This is a genomic window from Pseudoalteromonas sp. 2CM37A (genome assembly GCF_023161885.1).
Classification (GTDB): Bacteria; Pseudomonadota; Gammaproteobacteria; order Enterobacterales; family Alteromonadaceae; genus Pseudoalteromonas; species Pseudoalteromonas atlantica.
Map to the genome: position 1 here is coordinate 288219 of NZ_JALNTJ010000005.1, position 18337 is coordinate 306555.

Annotated in this window: 14 protein-coding genes and 1 pseudogene; 10 read left to right on the forward strand and 5 right to left on the reverse strand. The window is 40.7% G+C overall.

The features are described 5' to 3' along the window. Positions 1-111: 111 nt before the first annotated feature. Both MTF68_RS13740 and MTF68_RS13745 read left to right on the forward strand, forming a co-directional pair. Positions 112-981, forward strand: a complete 870-nt coding sequence (locus tag MTF68_RS13740) for an MYG1 family protein (protein WP_248462782.1) — start codon at positions 112-114, stop codon at positions 979-981. A gap of 122 nt (positions 982-1103) precedes the next feature. Further along, a complete protein-coding gene (locus tag MTF68_RS13745; protein WP_029772735.1) occupies positions 1104-1436 on the forward strand; it encodes a YnfA family protein in 333 nt (110 codons plus the stop codon). A 44-nt stretch (positions 1437-1480) separates the two neighbouring features. Here MTF68_RS13745 and MTF68_RS13750 read toward each other — a convergent pair whose 3' ends face one another. Then, the gene (locus tag MTF68_RS13750; RefSeq protein WP_248462784.1) at positions 1481-2086 is read right to left on the reverse strand and encodes a TetR/AcrR family transcriptional regulator; all 606 of its coding nucleotides are present in this window, start codon (positions 2084-2086) and stop codon (positions 1481-1483) included. Between the two features lie 2 nt (positions 2087-2088). After that, positions 2089-2952 (reverse strand): alpha/beta fold hydrolase, encoded by an 864-nt coding sequence (locus tag MTF68_RS13755; RefSeq protein WP_138579185.1) that lies wholly within the window; start codon positions 2950-2952, stop codon positions 2089-2091. A gap of 252 nt (positions 2953-3204) precedes the next feature. Between MTF68_RS13755 and speA the strand changes: the two genes are divergently transcribed. Both speA and speB read left to right on the forward strand, forming a co-directional pair. Then, positions 3205-5118: a biosynthetic arginine decarboxylase gene (speA, locus tag MTF68_RS13760; RefSeq protein WP_248462785.1), complete on the forward strand. Its 1914-nt coding sequence runs from the start codon at positions 3205-3207 to the stop codon at positions 5116-5118. 3 nt (positions 5119-5121) lie between these two features. After that, positions 5122-6045 (forward strand): agmatinase, encoded by a 924-nt coding sequence (speB, locus tag MTF68_RS13765; protein WP_248462787.1) that lies wholly within the window; start codon positions 5122-5124, stop codon positions 6043-6045. A 52-nt stretch (positions 6046-6097) separates the two neighbouring features. Here the strand turns inward: speB and MTF68_RS13770 are convergent, their stop codons facing one another. From MTF68_RS13770 to MTF68_RS13780, 3 genes are read right to left on the reverse strand one after another with little or no spacing between them, the layout of a single operon-like run. After that, a complete protein-coding gene (locus MTF68_RS13770) occupies positions 6098-6496 on the reverse strand; it encodes a DoxX-like family protein (RefSeq protein WP_248462789.1) in 399 nt (132 codons plus the stop codon). Beyond that, a complete protein-coding gene (locus MTF68_RS13775; RefSeq protein ID WP_029772728.1) occupies positions 6483-7505 on the reverse strand; it encodes a M48 family metallopeptidase in 1023 nt (340 codons plus the stop codon). The genes MTF68_RS13770 and MTF68_RS13775 overlap by 14 nt, the downstream gene beginning before the upstream one ends. 9 nt (positions 7506-7514) lie before the next feature. Beyond that, complete coding sequence (locus MTF68_RS13780) at positions 7515-8624, reverse strand: YjgN family protein (RefSeq protein WP_248462790.1); 1110 nt, start codon at positions 8622-8624, stop codon at positions 7515-7517. 162 nt (positions 8625-8786) lie between these two features. Between MTF68_RS13780 and MTF68_RS13785 the strand changes: the two genes are divergently transcribed. The 6 genes and pseudogenes from MTF68_RS13785 (at position 8787) to MTF68_RS13810 (ending at position 18173) form a co-directional block, all read left to right on the forward strand. Beyond that, positions 8787-9518 (forward strand): RNA methyltransferase, encoded by a 732-nt coding sequence (locus tag MTF68_RS13785; RefSeq protein ID WP_055253075.1) that lies wholly within the window; start codon positions 8787-8789, stop codon positions 9516-9518. Between the two features lie 67 nt (positions 9519-9585). Continuing rightward, entirely contained in the window at positions 9586-12981 is a 3396-nt protein-coding gene (locus tag MTF68_RS13790) for an AAA family ATPase (protein WP_248462791.1), read from the forward strand. Between the two features lie 72 nt (positions 12982-13053). Further along, positions 13054-13815 carry a cell division protein ZipA gene (gene zipA, locus MTF68_RS13795; RefSeq protein WP_248462792.1) on the forward strand — a complete coding sequence of 254 codons (762 nt, stop codon included), beginning with the start codon at positions 13054-13056 and terminating at the stop codon, positions 13813-13815. Between the two features lie 72 nt (positions 13816-13887). Continuing rightward, positions 13888-15036 (forward strand): annotated as a pseudogene (gene ligA / locus MTF68_RS13800) (NAD-dependent DNA ligase LigA); the annotation flags it as partial. Between the two features lie 83 nt (positions 15037-15119). Then, positions 15120-17063, forward strand: coding sequence for a BRCT domain-containing protein (locus MTF68_RS13805; protein WP_248462793.1), 1944 nt, complete (start codon positions 15120-15122; stop codon positions 17061-17063). A gap of 147 nt (positions 17064-17210) precedes the next feature. Further along, positions 17211-18173, forward strand: a complete 963-nt coding sequence (locus MTF68_RS13810) for an SMEK domain-containing protein (RefSeq protein ID WP_248462794.1) — start codon at positions 17211-17213, stop codon at positions 18171-18173. Positions 18174-18337: the final 164 nt, after the last annotated feature.

The following is an 18337-nucleotide window of genomic DNA, read 5'->3' on the forward strand; positions in this document are numbered from 1 at the left end:
ACAAGCTTTTTTGCTTCAAAATAAATTACTTGATTAAGCAAACGGGTATAAACCTTTATTTAGCACTTCATAAGTGAGAATTTTATCTTTTTTAAAAGTAGCCCAAAACCAATGAGCGATTTAACAGTAGTAACCCACAGTGGTAATTTCCATGCCGATGACGTGTTTAGTATTGCGGTACTTAAGCATGTATTGCCTGCCTTTAACTTGGTACGAACCCGCGATAAAGCAGTAATAGAAAGTGCCGATATTGTTGTTGATGTAGGTGGCGAATACAACCCTGACACAGGACGCTTTGATCACCACCAACGCGGCGGCGCAGGCGAGCGCGAAAATGGCATGCCATACTCGTCATTTGGCTTAATTTGGAAAAAGTATGGTTTAGCGCTGTGTGATAATAACCAAGCGGTGGCTGATAGAGTTGACGCTGGTTTAGTCTCTACAATTGATGCCATAGATTGTGGCTACGTTAAAGGTGTGGTTGAGGGCATAACGCTTAGCCAAACGCTTTCTATGTTTAATCCAACATGGGAAGAGGAAGGCAACTTTGATGAATGCTTTGATGAAGCCGTTGAGTTTGCAGCGCGTCTATTAACCCGTTTTATTGCCTCAGCAAAAGGAAGCATTAACGCCAAAGATATTGTTGCAAAAGCAATAAAAGAGGCAAAAGATCCCCGCGTGATTATTTTAGAAAAATACACACCATGGAAAAAAACAGTACACCATTTATCAAGCGACGCTTTATTTATGGTTTACCCTTCGCAAAACGGCCAATGGATTATTCAAACTGTACCAGTAGAGCCCGGCTCGTTTGAAGACAGAAAGTCACTGCCTAAAGCGTGGGCTGGTTTATCTGATGAAGAGTTCCAAGCTGAAACAGGCTTAGACGACGCTGTATTTTGCCACAATGGTTTATTTATAGCCGGTACTAAATCGTTCGAAAGTACAATGAAGCTGGCCGACGTGGCCCTAGCTGAGTAATCTGTTTTACTTAAATATGGGTAAAAATTTCTTACCCAGAATTCGCACTATTTTAGCTAAGTAACTAGTTTGCAGTTACTTAGCTTTATTATGCTCTCGTTATTTAAATCACATCAGGTTTTATGTTTGAAGTAAAAACTATCGCGCTATTTATTATTACCGCACTGGCAGAAATTATTGGCTGTTACTTACCTTATCTTTGGCTTAAAGAAGATAAATCCATATTCCTTTTAATACCTGCAGCAATCAGTTTAGCACTATTCGCGTGGTTGCTAACGTTACACCCCGCAGCCGCTGGACGTGTGTATGCCGCGTATGGCGGTGTGTACATATGCGTGGCTTTACTGTGGTTATGGGCTGTTGATGGCGTAAAGCTTACAATGTGGGATGTAGTGGGCGGGGCGGTTGCCTTACTGGGCATGGCTATTATTATTTTTGCACCTAAAAGCGCTTAAAAAGTACGCCATATTAAAGGTAAAAAACGCCTTACATGCCACTGTTAACGCATATATCGCGCAATTAAATTGCCAACTACTTTTTTATAAGTAAGCGTTAAAGCTGGATTATCTATTAAGCTTGTTTGTACAACATGCCCAGTATATAAGCCATAAAACTCATACGCAAAAATGCTCGGCTCTTTGTCTTGGCAAAAGTAGCCTTGTGCTTGGCAGTTAACTGCAAGTTTAGTGAGGTAGTTAATCATTTTTAAGTGTTGGTCTTGCATAAACTGCCTTACCAAACAGTTGGGGCTTGCTTTAAACTCTACCGATGCTTTAATGAGCGGGCAACTTGCCTGCTTACCAGGCGATACCGTATCTAAAAAATTGAGCCACTCAAGCCAGCGTTGCTGAAAATTATTTAAATGAATTAACGCATCTTCATCAACAGATATATCAACAACCTGTTTTCTAAACTCTTCTTCGGTGTAGGCCAAAATAGCCACTTGCATATCTTCTTTATTGACAAAGTGTGAGATCACCCCAGTACGCGACATGTTAGTCACTGCCGCTATTTTTCCTATCGACAAGCTATATAAACCATGTGCAGCCGCATAGGCCATTCCTTTGTGCAAAATATTGCGTTTTGTGCTCTCACTTTTTTTCATCGTTAATCCATAAAGCGTGTTATTTGGTCGTACACGTATTGGCTTTTTAAAATGCGCACGTGTCCTAGCTCTTGTGTGGCCACAAGTGTTGCGGGTGTGTTCTCAGTTAATAATTTTATTGCCTCAAAGCTTGCTACTGAGTCATTTTTATCATGAATAAACAACATGTTTTCGTTAATTTTATTTTTTGAATGATCAGGGTGAAGGTTTTGCCAGCTAATACCATATTTGTCTGACACCCTATTAAGCATATTTTCTAGCATGAGCTCAGAAATACCTACTTGCCTGACCTTAGCAAACATGGCTTCAAATATTTGTGCAGGGGCAGAGATCATCACAATTTTTTTATTCTCTAAATAATGAGGCGCTAAGTTTAACAAAGCAACACCGCCCATAGAGTGTGTAACGACTCTATTAATTGTAATATTTTGCCCATTAAAGTACTCAAAAGCCGCTGTTAGGCCCTGCATATACCCGTATAAGTGCGAGGTATTGCCGTGCGAATAGCCATGGCCTATGTGATCAATTGAGTAAACATTAAAGCCTTTTTCAAGCAATTCATCTATTAAAGCAGTAAACCGATTAGTGCTATCGGCCCAGCCATGAGATAAAAATACCGTTTTAGTGTTTTCGGCTAGGCTAAAGTAGTACAGGTTTACAGCGCCAAGCTCGGTAGTAAGTTTAATATTAATTGGCTGTATACTTGTTCTAAATTCGTATTGGCGTCGGCTATGCGGGTTACAAAATACCTTCATGGCAAGGCGGGCACTGAGTTTAGGAAATGTTTTGGTCAGACCAAAAGTGGCAGCCTTTGTTATTTTAGAAAATTTAGGTGGCTTGTTTTGATTAAAATAAATTTGTTTCATGTTTATACCAAATAAGTACAGTTGTTCTATTTTATCTTAAATAAGTACAGCTGTACTTATTTTTTTAGCCGCATAACCAGCTTGCTTTACTAAAGGCGGTTAGCTGTAAAAGCTAAGGTGTAGGTGTTTTTTCTCTCAACACTAAAAATCACTCGTTACGAGTAAAAATACTTGTTGGACTTAAAAGTCTATTTTTCTTTTAATGCGCGCAACTAGCCGAACCGGCATTCATTAAATACAAGAGAAAGATAAATGAAAGAGACAACATCACTAGAACAAGCTCGCACGAGTTACAATGTTCGTCATTGGAGCCAAGGTTTTTTTGGTATTAATGATCAAGGTGATGTGTATGTTGCCCCAAAGGCTCACGCCCCAGAGCAAACTATTGCACTTACAGATATTGCAAAACAACTTCAAGAAAAAGGCTTAAGCTTACCGGCTTTAGTGCGCTTTCCACAAATTTTACATCATCGTGTGCACAGTTTATGTGGCGCGTTTAATACCGCGATTGAAAACTATGGTTACCCAAAAGATTACCTATTAGTTTACCCAATTAAAGTAAACCAACAACGCGAAGTGGTTGAAGAAATAGTAGCAAGCCAAGCCGAATTAGAAAAAAAACAATTAGGCCTTGAGGCGGGCAGCAAACCAGAGCTATTAACTGTTTTGGCAATGGCAGAAAAAACCAGTGCAGTAATTGTATGTAATGGCTACAAAGACAAAGAGTATGTGCGCTTAGCACTGATTGGCGAAAAGCTAGGCCACAAAGTTTACATAGTGCTTGAAAAACTCTCTGAGCTCGACATGGTACTTAGCCAAGCAAAAGCGCTAAATGTTAAACCACGTATTGGTATTCGCGTTCGTTTAGCATCGCAAGGCAAAGGTAAGTGGCAAGCAAGTGGCGGCGAAAAATCAAAATTTGGTTTATCAGCGTCACAAGTACTGCATGTAGTGAACCGTTTAAAAGAGGCAGGCCAGCTTGATTTAATGCAACTTGTGCATTTTCACTTAGGCTCGCAAATGGCAAACATTCGTGATGTGCGTTTAGGTGTAAGCGAGGCCGCGCGTTTTTACTGTGAGCTACGCAAATTAGGTGCAAGCATTGAGTGCTTAGATGTAGGGGGCGGTTTAGCTATTGATTACGATGGTACCCGCAGCCAATCGCATAACTCAATGAACTACAGCTTAGCTGAGTATGCAAATAATATTGTGTACACCATAGGCGATACCTGTAAGCAGTACGCGCAGCCCATGCCGACGATTATTTCTGAGTCGGGGCGTGCACTAACGGCGCACCATGCGGTGCTTATATCAAATGTTATAGGCACAGAAAGCTACACGCCAGAAGAGTTAGTAGCGCCAGCAGCAGATGCACCGCTTTTATTAAATAATATGTGGGCATCGTTTGTGCAGTTAACCGATTTAACGGATGATCGCGCACTGATTGAAATTTACCACGACAGCCAAGGGGATTTAGCGGAGGCGCATAACCAGTTTGCACTTGGGCTTTTAGATTTAACGCAGCGTGCGTGGGCAGAGCAAGTTAACTTACGTATTTGTTATGAGCTTAACAAACACATGGATAACAAAAACCGTTTCCATCGCCCAATTATTGACGAGTTGAACGCACGTTTAGCTGATAAGTTTTTTGTAAACTTTTCGCTTTTTCAATCGCTTCCTGATGCGTGGGGGATTGATCAAGTGTTTCCGGTATTGCCATTAAGTGGTTTAACCGAAGCACCAAAAAAACGTGCTGTATTACTTGATATTACCTGTGATTCAGACGGCGCGCTTGAGCACTATGTTGATGGCCAAGGCATTGAAAGCACATTACCCGTGCCTGAGTACAGTGCTGATAAACCTTACTTAATGGGCTTTTTCTTAGTGGGTGCGTACCAAGAAATTTTAGGTAATATGCACAATTTATTTGGCGATACGCACAGCGCTATTATCAATATGGATGAGCAAGGCGTTGCCAGTATTAGTGAAATAAACCAAGGTGATACCGTAGCCGATATGATGCGTTATGTACATTTAGATGTTGAGAGTTTTCAACACTCGTACGCGCAGTTAGTGTCTGCAAAAATAGATAAAAATGAACAGCAAAGCGTTTTAGACGAGTTGCAAAGCGGCCTGAATGGCTACACTTATTTAGAAGAGTTATAAGCAATGTCTAGCTTGTTTGGTCATGTTGACCACTCATTGTATTCAAACGGGATGACGTTTTTACGTCGTCCTATGGTGCAAAACATTAATGCCATTGATGCAGATGTCGTTGTACTAGGCTTACCCTTTGATTTAGCAACATCGGGCCGCCCCGGTGCACGCTTAGGGCCCGATGCTATTCGCAGAGCGTCGGTACATTTAGCCTGGGAAGACACTAAATACCCGTGGACATTTCCTTTGTTTGAGCGTTTAACGGTTGCTGATGCGGGGGACTTTACTTATCCGGTAGGCGATCCTGAGTATTTTACGGCACAGCTAGAAATGGCTGCAGAGCAAATACTTCGCCAAGGGGCAACGCTGTTAGGCCTTGGTGGCGATCACTTTGTAACGCTTCCGCTATTGCGCGCGCATGCAAAGATACATAGCAAAATGGCACTGGTTCATTTTGATGCGCACACTGATACATACAGCAATGGCTCGCGCTTTGATCACGGCACTATGTTTTATCATGCACCCATGGAAGGGCTGATTGATGTAGAGCACAGTATCCAAATTGGTATTCGTACCGACTTTGATCAAAGCAAACATGAGTTTGCAGTGATTGATGCAATGCAAGCTAACGATTTGCACGCCAATGAAATAGCAGCGCAAATACGTGAGCGAGTAGGCGACTTACCCGTTTACTTAACGTTTGATATAGATTGTTTAGACCCAGCATTTGCACCAGGTACAGGCACACCTGTATGCGGTGGTTTAACATCTGATAAAGTGCTTAAAATACTGCGCGCACTAAAAGGCATAAATATGGTGGGTATGGATGTGGTAGAGGTTTCACCGTCGTACGACCAAAGTGAGCTTACCGCTATTGCCGCAGCAACAATTGCCAGTGAATTATTGCACCTGTGGACACATAAAAATAAGTATTAACGCTATAAGTTAAGCACTACAAAAAGGTATGCACTGGCATACCTTTTTTATTTTAGAGGTGTCGATTATTTTGCAGCTTAATTTCTTTTAACCAAATAAAACTTAAGCCAATCAGCGGCAGGTTAGTTGTTACTGGATTAAATGCTTCAATGAGTAATGGTGGCTGCATTACTACAACCGCTAACAAAAGCCCTAAAAGCGCTAAAACATTTAAAATAACGATGTGCTTATTTTTATAAAACACTAATAAGCACACGCCAAATATAATTTCGCCAATACCCGCCGAACGTGTAATTAAGTCAGACACTTCTGCTGAAAAACCCGCACTGCCAGTCATTAGTTTTTCAAGCGGGGCAATATGATAAAGCTTTGGAAAAAAGCCGTGGTATATCCAACTCAGCCCCACAATATAGCGAGCAATTTGTATATAACCGCGGTTATTTCCTCGCATTGTCTATTCGCTCTTGTGCGCTTGGGTGGCTAGATAAATATTCGAGCAAATTATTTACCTTTTCAAGGTGTTCGTTTTCGCTGGTGTGCGCGCCTTGTAATGCTTCAATGGCATCGGCAAAGTCGTTGCTTGAATACCCTAAATGCTCAAGTTGAATGAGTGCATAGCTATCTGCCTCGCGCTCCATATCACGAGAAAACCCTTGCTGTGCAAAAGATGCCCCCGTACCTAGTACCACTTCTGCTATGCCTTCTAAATCACCAAATATAACCGCAAGTACAATGGTACTGGCTGCCGATTGCGCGGTCATGCGTACGCTATGCTGGTGGACTACGTGGCCAATTTCGTGAAGTAATACGGCTTTTAATGCGTTTGGTTTATCAGCTAATAAATTTGCTAACTCATCGGTTACGACAATACGCCCGTGGGGCATTGCAAACGCATTCGCTCCAAAGGCCTCTGATTTATAAAACGATAACCTATAAACCGATGGCTCAAGCGAGAGCGCATTAAGCATGGTATTAAAGTGTTGTTGTACTTTAGTTTGTTGCTCATTAGGCAGCTCACTGTCATCAAGCGCGAGCTTTTCAATTAGGGTAAAGCTTTGTTCACCCATTTGCTCTACTACACTGCGCGGTAGAGTATCAACACTGTAAACAGCAATAGCGGGCACAACTTTATAAAGCATTAACCACATAAAAAGCGGTGTAAAAATAACGGCCGCGATAATAGCCCATTTACTTTTTTCAAGGCGCTCTAGTAGGTCATGCTTATTTGCTTTAAAAGGCCAGCGATAATTTACATCAGTAGGAATAAAGCGGCTGCCATCATTAAAATTTAGTTCATCAGCAAGCCCAGCTAGGCCAGAGGTGAGTGTTATATCGCTTATTGCATGGCTTGAAATAAGCTGGTCATCGTAGCTAATCTCAACACAGGTGTCGCTAATGCTAGCGACACCTTGCTGGTAATTGCTTGATGCCTTGGGGAAGTAATGTCCCTGTACGTGCATAATAAGCTCTTAGGTTAGCGATAGGTCAATATCAAATACATTGGCTGCTTCTTCAGCAAACGATGACTGCTCTTGTTGCGCGGTATCCACTAAATTTAGCGCACTAGGGTAAATATTAACGGTTGTAACCTCGGCAAGCATTCTCGATGTACGCACTTTGGTCCACGGGTAGGCAAGCCCTAAAGAAAACACAATGGCCAGCATATTGGTTAATAGTAATATGGCAAAAGGAATAGGCTTAAGCTCTGATTTAAATGATGCTACGTCTTCAAATTGACTGTTATCAAAAATATGGTTACGAATAGCCGCAGCCCACACAGCGGTTACTATCGCAATCATAAATACGTAAGCAATCATTAATCCACCAAACATAATGCTCATTTTGGCTGGATCTTGTGCAGCTTGTTGGTTTTCTACATTCATTAAATCAAGCCCAAATAAGCCTAATACAGCCATAAATATCACCATAGTGATAGAGCTCACCACAAAGCAAATAAGGGCGGTTAAGTAGTAGGTTTCACCTTTAAGGTTTACGGTTAATGGCGTGTCACCGTAGCTAATATTGCTATGTATGTACGTGTCGATACGTTTTAAAACATACGGCATTAATAAATAAAGGGTAAAAATACTGGCAATAGGTAAAAGAATAAAGTTAATGAAGGCTTCGCCGTAATCGCCTTTAAATGCAAAGCGTACATTACGATGACGGGTCATACGCATATTAAAGCGCAGGCCTTGGTTAATAATCCACGGCATTAAAAAGATAAAAGCAACCGCAAATAGTAAACCTACAAGAGGAAAAAAGCTGCTACCAAAGGAGTAAATTAAAAATACAATAACCGCTAAAATACGGCCTTTTAAAATTTGCATCGGGGTGGCTAAGTAGTCAAAGCTGTGTCCGTCAATGCGGGTGTGGCCATAAAAGTATCGCATTGTGCGCACTTTTGCCCAAGCCGAGTAAATACCTAAAGTAAGTACGCTCAGTAAAATATTGACTATCCAAATACCAAAAAACTCACCGCCTTTACCGCTAAACTGTACTTTACCGCTAAAAATAGGGGCAGCAGGTTCATTTACTGCAGGGGTGGTTTCTGGGGGAGTAGGGTGTATTGATTCCATTAAAATTATATCCATGTTGTTTTTTTGTTAATTTACCTAAATTTGGTGCAAAGCTCAATCTTTAATAGCCTTACAGCCTATAATGGCGCTGCTTTTAATATATGTGGTGCTGCACTTTAAATCATCTCTGGTATACTAGGGCGATAATTTTATGGGGCTGTTATGATTTCAAAAAACCAACTCAAGCTTATTCGCCAACTTGGCCAAAAAAAGTACCGAAAGCAATATAATCAATACCTTGTACAAGGTGAAAAAAACGTACTTGAGTTGTTAAACAGCCCATTAAAGGCGGTTGATATATTTGCAACACAGGCGTTTATAAACACTCACCAAAACCAGTTTCCACATGTAGATTTTACGCCAGCAGAAGAAGAGTCGCTGACTAAAGCCAGTACCTTAGTGAGTAATAACGCGGCCATTGCAGTGGTTGATATGCCAAAGGCTGATTTACCTAATAATACCGGCTTAATATTGGCGCTTGATGGAGTTTCTGATCCGGGCAATTTAGGCACTATTATCAGAGTTGCCGACTGGTATGGCATTAAACATATAGTAACAAGTACCGACAGCGCCGATGCTTACAACCCTAAAACAATTAGCGCTACCATGGGCTCATTTGTCAGAGTATCGGTAAGCCAAGTAGAGCTACCTGAATACTTACAAACATTAAATATGCCTATTTATGGGGCATTTTTAGATGGGCAAAGCGTACATACAACGGATTTTAGCGCAAAGGGTGTATTGCTTATGGGCAGTGAGTCGCATGGCATACGCGAGCAGTGTGCAAAATTAGTAAGCGACAAAATAACCATACCGGCTTTTGGTGAGGCAGAGTCACTTAATGTGGCAATGGCCACAGGTATTATTTTAGATAACTTTAAACGCCAAGCTTAACTTTTTAACTGTTTATGAGTTAAATTGTTTGTAAGTAATAACAATAATAATCGGTAATAACAATAAGATGCGCTTAAGCACTATTAAATTAGCGGGCTTTAAATCGTTTGTAGAGCCCACTAAAATTCCATTTCCTGATCAAATGACGTGTGTTGTTGGGCCTAACGGCTGTGGCAAATCAAACGTGATTGACGCTGTGCGATGGGTGCTTGGTGAAAGCTCAGCTAAAAACTTACGTGGCGATGCCATGACCGATGTTATTTTTAATGGCTCAACTAATCGTAAACCAATCTCGCAAGCCTCAGTAGAGCTTATTTTTGATAACACCCAAGGTGATTTACCTAATACATTTGCCGACAGAAACCAAATAGCGATTAAGCGTTTAGTAACACGCGATGGCCAATCGTTGTACTTTTTAAATGGGAGCAAATGTCGTAAGCGCGATATTACCGATATATTTTTAGGCACCGGGCTTGGCCCGCGTAGTTACGCAATTATAGAGCAAGGGATGATCTCGCGTTTAATCGAGAGCAAACCTCAAGAGCTGCGCGTATTTTTAGAAGAAGCCGCGGGTGTGTCTAAATACAAAGAACGCCGCCGCGAAACGCAAACCCGAATTAAAAGTACCCGCGAAAACCTTGAGCGTTTACTTGATGTGCGCAAAGAATTACAAGCGCAACTAGATAAACTGGCTGTGCAGTCGGTTGATGCGAAAAAATACCGCGATTTAAAAGCGCAAGAGCGTACCTTAAAAGGCCAAGTAGCTGTATTAAAATGGCAAAAGCTGCATCAACAACAGCTTGAAAAAAGTGAGCAAATCAAAAAGCTTAATGAGCAAATCGCCTTTTTTAAAACGGCCCACTCAGGCCACGACGATGTGCTTGCAAGCCTAGAGGCTCAAGTAAATGCAGAGCAAGATGCGCTTAACGATGCGCAGCATCAGCAACACGTTACCCACACAGAGTTGACCCGCGCCGAACAACAACACATTAATATTAAACAGCAAACGCAAACACTTAAACAAAGTGTGGTTAAGCTTGAGCAGCGAAAGCTGCAAAGTGAAGCGCTAAAAACACAGCAACAAAATGTGTGTGAGCAGTTATCTGTGAGCCACCAAGAGATAAGCGAGTACAGTTTAGAGTGCAGCGAACAAGTTGAAGAGCTTACCCTTAAACTTGCAGATTTAGCTGATGAAAAAAATAAGCACACAAACGCATGGCAAAGCCTTAATCAACAACAGCACGCGCTTAATAATAAAGTACAGGCTCAGCAAAATAGTGTTAAGCAAACAGAGCAAGCCTTAGCCCATGTAAACGCACAGCTTAGCCAACTAAATAGCCAAATTGACGATATTAAAAGTAGCCAATTAGAGCAGCAACTAGCCGAGCAACAAAAATACAAACAAACCCTAACTCAAGAGCTTGCCAGTATGCAAACGGCGCAAACACAATGCACCGCAGCGCTTAAAGAGCAAACCGATTTAGTAAATGACGCTGAGCAACAGCATCAGCAAAGCTTACAGCACGTTAATGAGCTAAAAGCTCGCATTGCTGGACTTAAAAGCAGTTTAGGGATTGAAGATGACAATAAGCAGCACACTTTATTTAATCAATTAAAAGTAAAGCCAGGGTTTGAACATATAGTTGAACAGGCACTGCAAACGCTTGAGCACCTAAACGTAGCTGATGTGCAAAGCAACAATAGTGTGTGGCCTCACAAAAGTGAAATACCAGTAAATAGCGTTGCGGCGTTGATTACTGAGGGTGTTTATCCCGATTTATTGACCCGTATTGCGTACAGCGAAAACGCCGAACTCGCTGCGTTAAATGATACGTTTTATATTGCGGTTATGGATAAAAGCGGTGCTTTACATGCTCGAAACTGGCACCGTAGCGCAGACAAAAACGCCGAAAACTCACAACTTTTAAAACACACACAGTTAAAGCAAAAAACAGCGAGTTTAGTAGAGGCCGAAAATACCCTTGCAAGGGATTTTGAGAATCTTAATGCGCTAAAAACACAGCAGCAAAAGCTGAGTGATGAGTTAGCGGTACTTAAAAACGCAATTCATCAATTAGCACAAAACATTGCCGTGGCCACTACGCGCAGCGACATGTTAAAAGAGCAAGTAGCACAATTTTTACAGCAACTAGAAAAGTACCAGCAACAAAAGCGTGCATTAACCACTGAACAATCACAATTATTAAAAACGCGCGATGAGCACAACAGTGCGCTTGAAGTGTTACATCAACAGCAACGTAATTTAGCTGACGAATTGGCAAGCGCCGACGCCGCCTGCACACGCAGTAATAAAGCATACAGCCAAGCTGTAGCTACACTTGAGCAATATAAAACACAAGCGCATCAAGCCACGTTAAAAGAGCAAAAAGCACACAGTGAGTGGCAGCTTAGTCAAACAAAGCTTAATCATGCTGAGCAAGAGCTCATTAGTGCGCAAGAAGAAGCGCAAGAGCTGCAATCGCAAATGGAAGCGTTGCTTATACCCGAGCAAGAGCTCACTGAGCAAATAGCACAGCTTTTAATAAAACATCAGCAGGGCGAAGCTAGCTTGGTCGCGTTACAAAAAAAGCTTAACGAGGCAAAGCAAACACTTATAAGTAAACAAGCCAGCCTTAAGCACTCTCAAGGTGAGCTGACAGGTTTGCAAGAACAACATCAAAAGCTAAGTATTGAAGAGCAAAGCCTAATTATAAAAGCGCAGGCAGCACTTGAGCCGCTTGAAGAATTAAAGCAAAGTTTAAAAAGTGTTTTAGATACACTGCCTGATTCACTGAGTTTAAATGCAGCGCAAAATCAGATCAGTGGGCTTGTGCATCAATTAGATAAGCTAGGTCCAGTTAATTTAGCCGCAATAGAAGAGTTTGAACAAGCTAAAGAGCGCAGTGATTATCTTAATAATCAACTTGAGGATTTAACCAAAGCGTTAAATACGCTTGAAGGGGCGATTCGTAAAATTGACAGCGAAACCAAAACACGCTTTAAAGCTACCTTCGATCAAGTGAACAACGACTTTGCCGAGCTATTTCCAAAAGTATTTGGCGGTGGTAGCGCGTATTTAGAATTAACCAGTGACGATTTACTCGAAAGTGGTGTTAGTATAATGGCACAGCCACCAGGCAAGAAAAATTCGACAATTCATCTGTTAAGTGGTGGAGAAAAAGCGCTGAGCGCATTATCATTGGTGTTTTCTATATTCAGGCTCAATCCAGCTCCATTCTGTATGCTGGATGAAGTAGATGCGCCGCTTGATGATGCTAACGTGGTACGCTTTTGCCGTTTGGTTGAAGAAATGTCACAATCGGTGCAGTTTATTTATATTAGTCATAATAAAATTGCGATGGAAATGGCAGGGCGTTTAACTGGCGTTACTATGGCAGAGCCAGGCGTATCACGCATGGTAGCAGTAGATATAGAACAAGCAGTGCAACTTGCACACACATAACAGTTTATTTTAAGCGTATTAGTGTTAATTAATACACGGGTTTAGGCATAACAAATAATAAAAGGTGAGGGGATGGCCGAAGAACTAAGATTGGTTTTAATTGTGATCAGTGTACTTGTCATAGGTGGCTTATTAGTACATGGTTTATGGTCAGTTAGAAAAAAAGACAGCCCAGAGGCAGCGCCTTCAGAGCGGGTTGAGCCAATGCAAGATACACCTTCGCATACACCAGTTGAACCTAAAGAGCCGGTTGTTGCCCAGCGAGATGAGCCGCAATTTGGTGAGCTAAACTTTGATGCAAACGAGCCGCAAATAGATACTAGCGTGGCGCAAACACCCATTGAAGACGACCTGCAAGTAGTTCAAGAGCCAGAGCCAGAGCTAGAACCAGAGCCAGAGAGCGAAAAAGAAGCGCCAGCAGATGTGTCTGACTTTGTTATTGTGCATATTCAAATGCCTGAGGGACTAAGCATGCAAGGCAGTAAGTTATTGCCTGCAGTAAATACCTTAGGATTTAAATATTCAGAAGAAGGCTTTTTTAATCGCCACATAGACCCTGCAGGGCAAGGTCCAGTGTTATTTAGATTAGTAAATATGTATAACCCAGGTACGTTTGATATTGATAATATGGAACAGTTTAGCACCGCAGGGGTTAGCTTATTTATGACTTTACCTTGTGAAGGCGACGGGCTGGCTGCTTTTAATATGTTACATAGCGCAGCTAAGAAAATTGCCGATGAATTTGGTGCACAAATTTTAGATGCCGAGCGTGAAGAAATGACCGTTGAGCGCGTTCGTCAATATGTTGAGCAGGTTCGTGCATTTTCTGCGTAATTTATACGCACACATTATTTTTATTAAGCCACTTACCTAAAAGTGGCTTTTTTTATGTTTTTTGAGGTTTAAATGTCTAGCAGCATTAGTGAGCAAATTAATCATCTTCGTAGTACGTTAGAGCAACACAACTACAATTATTATGTCCTTGATACACCCAGTATTCCTGATGCAGAGTACGATAGACTATTGCGCGAGTTAAGCGCCCTTGAAAGAGAAAACCCAGAATTTTTAACGCCAGACTCACCCACTCAAAAGGTAGGAGGCGCTGCGCTGAGTAAATTTGAACAAGTTGCTCACCAAGTGCCCATGTTATCGCTTGATAACGCCTTTAGTGAAGAAGAGTTTAGCGCCTTTAACCGCCGCATTAAAGAGCGTTTAATGAGCCAAGATGAGCTCACTTTTTGTTGTGAGCCTAAGCTAGATGGCTTGGCTGTGTCGATTATTTATCGTGACGGCGTGCTTGTGCAGGCCGCAACTCGTGGCGATGGTTTTACTGGCGAGAATATCACACAAAATGTAAAAACAATCCGCAATGTGCCTCTTAAGCTGCGTGGCGATTACCCCGCAGAGCTTGAAGTACGTGGCGAAGTATTTATGGATAGCGCAGGGTTCGAAAAGCTAAACAGCGAAGCCGAAAAACGTGGCGAAAAAGTATTTGTAAATCCTCGAAATGCAGCCGCAGGTAGCCTACGCCAGCTTGATTCAAAAATCACCGCTAAGCGCCCACTAATGTTTTATGCGTATAGCACAGGGCTGGTGGCCGATGGCACAATCCCTGAGGATCACTACCAACAATTGGCAAAATTAACCGATTGGGGTTTACCGCTGTGCCCAGAAACAAAGTTAGTTGAAGGTACGCAAGCGGCTTTAGATTACTACAGTGATATTTTAACGCGCAGAAGCGAGCTTAAATATGAAATTGATGGCGTAGTAATTAAAATAAACCAAAAAGCCTTACAAGAGCGTTTAGGGTTTGTTGCACGTGCACCGCGCTGGGCAATTGCTTATAAGTTTCCTGCGCAAGAAGAAATAACCCAGTTACTTGATGTAGAATTTCAGGTTGGTCGCACAGGCGCAATAACGCCGGTAGCGCGTTTAGAGCCTGTATTTGTAGGCGGTGTTACGGTATCAAACGCAACGCTGCACAATGGCGATGAAATAGCCCGCTTAGGCGTAAAGGTAGGCGATACAGTAATTATACGCCGCGCCGGCGATGTGAATGTAATGTTCACACCTGACAAAGAAATTATTTCAAATAGAATTCAACTTGATTTTCAAATGGCAGCATAGGGTAAGTAGTCATGTCTGAACTTAAATTTAATGATGATCAAATAGCCATTATAGAAAAGCTTAAACTTAATGCAAAATTAACTGATATTGAAAAGTTATTTTCCGCTAATGACTACAAGCCAGAAGAGTTAGAAACTGTATTAAGAGTTGCAAATGCACTTTATAGATCAGGTCAGCCAATTATTGAAGATGTTCAATATGATGAATACTGGGATTATCTTAAGACAATAGATCCTGAAAATCAGTTTTTATTGGATGTTGAGCCAGAGGTAATAATTGATAGTAAAACAGTTCCATTACCAAAAAAAATGCTTTCCACAGATAAAGCTTATTCTTTTGAAGAAATAAAAAAATGGACTGATAGAATTACAAAAGCAGCGACAGAAATTGATGTTGATCATGACTCCATTGAATTAAAAATCACGCCTAAATTAGATGGGTATGCAGCATATGATGATGGAACAATTCTTTATACTCGTGGTGATGGAACTAGAGGTCAGGATATAACTCGTGCTTTTGAACGAGGACTACAAGTAGCTAAGAATGCTGGTCGAGCGTTAGGCCCCGGAGAGATCGTCATTAAGAAAAGCTACTTTGATGAAGTATTAAGTGACAAATTTGAGAACTCACGAAATATTCAAGCGGCAATAATCGCAGAGAAAAAAATAGATAAGGATGTCCAAAAAGCAATTGATGAAGGGGCTTGTGTATTTTATCCGTTTTCAGCATTAGAAAAATGGACGGGAAGCATTTCAGAATTGTTATCTGACTTTGAAAACATACTTGAAAAGATGTGGAATGCAGTTGATTACGACATCGATGGCTTAATCATAGAAACTACTAATGAACAAATAAAAGAACACATGGGGGCAACGAGGAAGTTTCATAGATGGCAAATTGCATTCAAGGTCAATGATGAATCTGCTGAAGTTGAAGTGTTAGATGTGATACCTCAAACATCAAGAACAGGGCGTATTTCACCTGTAGCAGAACTTGTTCCAACGAAGTTAAGTGGTGCTACAATTAGCCGAGTCACCGTTCATCATTACCAAATGGTGAAAGATAAAGGTGTTGGTAAAGGCGCAATTCTTCAAATAGTTAGAAGTGGTTTAGTTATACCTAAAATTGAAAAAGTGATTGAGCCTGCAACACCACAACTTCCTGAGAATTGTCCAAGTTGTAATGCTCATCTTATTTGGGAGTCTGACCACTTAGTTTGTCCAAACAAATCTGATTGCCCAGCTCAGACAGAAAACACATTGATACACTTCTTTAAAACGTTAGGTAATGTAGATGGCTTTGGTCCAAAAGTAATTGAAAAAATTACTAATTACGGCATAAAGCATATTCATGAAATTTATGAAATACCAAAGCATAAATTTGTAGGGTTTGGCTTTGGTGATAAAACTTCTCAAAACCTTGTTGATCAATTGCAAGCAAGTAGAGAAATAGAAATTGAAGATTGGAGATTCTTGGCTGCTTTTGGCGTAAGCCGATTGGGAGGTGGTAATTGTGAAAAGCTACTACAGCATCATTCTATAACTGAGCTTTTTGATGTGTCAGTTGAAGAAATGGTAAAGATAGATGGTTTTGCTCAATTAAGTGCTGAGGCTATTGTTGAAGGTCTGGCAAATGTCAGGGACGAGTTTTTCAAGGTTTATGGTTTAGATTTCAATTTGTCAGTAACACCAAAGTTATCGGAGGTAGGTTCTAGTGACTCTGCGATTGCTGATAAACTAATTGTGTTTACTGGTTCGATGCAACAAGGGTCGAGAGGTGATATGGAGAAACAAGCCAAATCTCTTGGTGCCAAAGTTGGCAAATCGGTATCAGGAAAGACAGATTTGCTAGTTACGGGTGAAAAAGTTGGCGAGAACAAAATTAATGCAGCTAGAGAAAAAGGCGTGGAAGTTATAACCGAAGCTGAATATTTAGAGCTAATTTCGAATAGCTAACGAAATTCTTATCAACGCCAACTTTTCAGTTTCAAATTTGGGGGAAGTTGGCAAAATTTTAAAAAGTTAAATCAGTTTGCGGTAACTTAAATAAATGATATTAATATGTTAGTTTAAGCTAATGGGTGAATATTATAAGAGGCAAGGATGAATCGACAAGACTACCAGAAGTCTATAATTAACTCACTTACTTGGCTATCAACTCAGGTGTCTGTAAGTAATAAATTGAACCTTACTGACATAAATGTTCATTCAGAAAATTTTTATAGAGATCTGCTTAACTTAGCATTTGGCTATAACCTTCAAAATATTAATATTATTGAACCGAACTCTGCGGCAATCGACCTAGGCGATAGCAATGCAAGAATTGCAATACAAGTCACATCAACATCTTCTCTCTCTAAAACTCGCCACACTGTTGAAAAATTCATTGAAAAAACACTGTTTAAAAACTATGACCGCTTAATCATTTTGAATATAGTTGAAAAGACAGCTCATAAGATATCTTCAGTAGGCGATGATTCATATTGTTTAGATACTAAAAAAGATATTTGGGACGTTGGTGATTTGGCTGTCATGATAAATGATTTGCCACTAGAAAAAATTGAAGAAGTTTCTGTTTTTTTAAACAAGCAACTTTACGTAAAACCTAGTGAGAGCCTTCCTCGCAACATAGAGACAATTCTTCGGCTTATTGAGCTAATAAGTGATGAAGAACACCCTGCCGTGGGTACTGGTTTCTTAGATGAGCCTTTCCCTGATGAAAAAATTAATCAACGTTTCTCAGAACATGCAAACTTTTTAAAACAAGAGTTCTTAAATTTATATCAAGATTACGGTGCAGTATTGGACTCTGTTGAACAGGAATCGGATATAGGGCCTGTAAAAATTCGAAGACTTGCTCAGCATTTACGGATTTATAGTGACAAAATTTTAACAGAGTGTAATGGTGACCCAAGGCGTGCGTTTGCTCAATTAATTGAAAATTTTATAAATATGTTAAATGAAAATGGATTTGAAGCGGACTCTGGCGCAGCTCAATTTTTTGTGATTAAGCATTTAATAAAATGCAACGTTTTTCCTAATAAAGAGGTTATTAGATATGTTTAATGTTTTCACTAAGGATGAGGACCTAAAAAAGTCGGCTCCTTACGTGGGAGCGGAAATACTCAAGTATATAGAGAGTTCGACAGACGGAAAAGTCAGTATTTTTGATTTGGCGAAGGCTTTAAGGAAGGGAAGCAATATCTCTGTACGTAATATCTACTTCGGAA

Excerpts from the sequence above, each read along its gene's own strand:
- MTF68_RS13740 (WP_248462782.1), top strand. The coding sequence starts at position 112 with ATGAGCGATTTAACAGTAGTAACCCACAGTGGTAATTTCCATGCCGAT.
- MTF68_RS13745 (WP_029772735.1), top strand. The coding sequence starts at position 1,104 with ATGTTTGAAGTAAAAACTATCGCGCTATTTATTATTACCGCACTGGCA.
- MTF68_RS13750 (WP_248462784.1), bottom strand. The coding sequence starts at position 2,086 with ATGAAAAAAAGTGAGAGCACAAAACGCAATATTTTGCACAAAGGAATG.
- MTF68_RS13755 (WP_138579185.1), bottom strand. The coding sequence starts at position 2,952 with ATGAAACAAATTTATTTTAATCAAAACAAGCCACCTAAATTTTCTAAA.
- speA (WP_248462785.1), top strand. The coding sequence starts at position 3,205 with ATGAAAGAGACAACATCACTAGAACAAGCTCGCACGAGTTACAATGTT.
- speB (WP_248462787.1), top strand. The coding sequence starts at position 5,122 with ATGTCTAGCTTGTTTGGTCATGTTGACCACTCATTGTATTCAAACGGG.
- MTF68_RS13770 (WP_248462789.1), bottom strand. The coding sequence starts at position 6,496 with ATGCGAGGAAATAACCGCGGTTATATACAAATTGCTCGCTATATTGTG.
- MTF68_RS13775 (WP_029772728.1), bottom strand. The coding sequence starts at position 7,505 with ATGCACGTACAGGGACATTACTTCCCCAAGGCATCAAGCAATTACCAG.
- MTF68_RS13780 (WP_248462790.1), bottom strand. The coding sequence starts at position 8,624 with ATGGAATCAATACACCCTACTCCCCCAGAAACCACCCCTGCAGTAAAT.
- MTF68_RS13785 (WP_055253075.1), top strand. The coding sequence starts at position 8,787 with ATGATTTCAAAAAACCAACTCAAGCTTATTCGCCAACTTGGCCAAAAA.
- MTF68_RS13790 (WP_248462791.1), top strand. The coding sequence starts at position 9,586 with ATGCGCTTAAGCACTATTAAATTAGCGGGCTTTAAATCGTTTGTAGAG.
- zipA (WP_248462792.1), top strand. The coding sequence starts at position 13,054 with ATGGCCGAAGAACTAAGATTGGTTTTAATTGTGATCAGTGTACTTGTC.
- MTF68_RS13805 (WP_248462793.1), top strand. The coding sequence starts at position 15,120 with ATGTCTGAACTTAAATTTAATGATGATCAAATAGCCATTATAGAAAAG.
- MTF68_RS13810 (WP_248462794.1), top strand. The coding sequence starts at position 17,211 with ATGAATCGACAAGACTACCAGAAGTCTATAATTAACTCACTTACTTGG.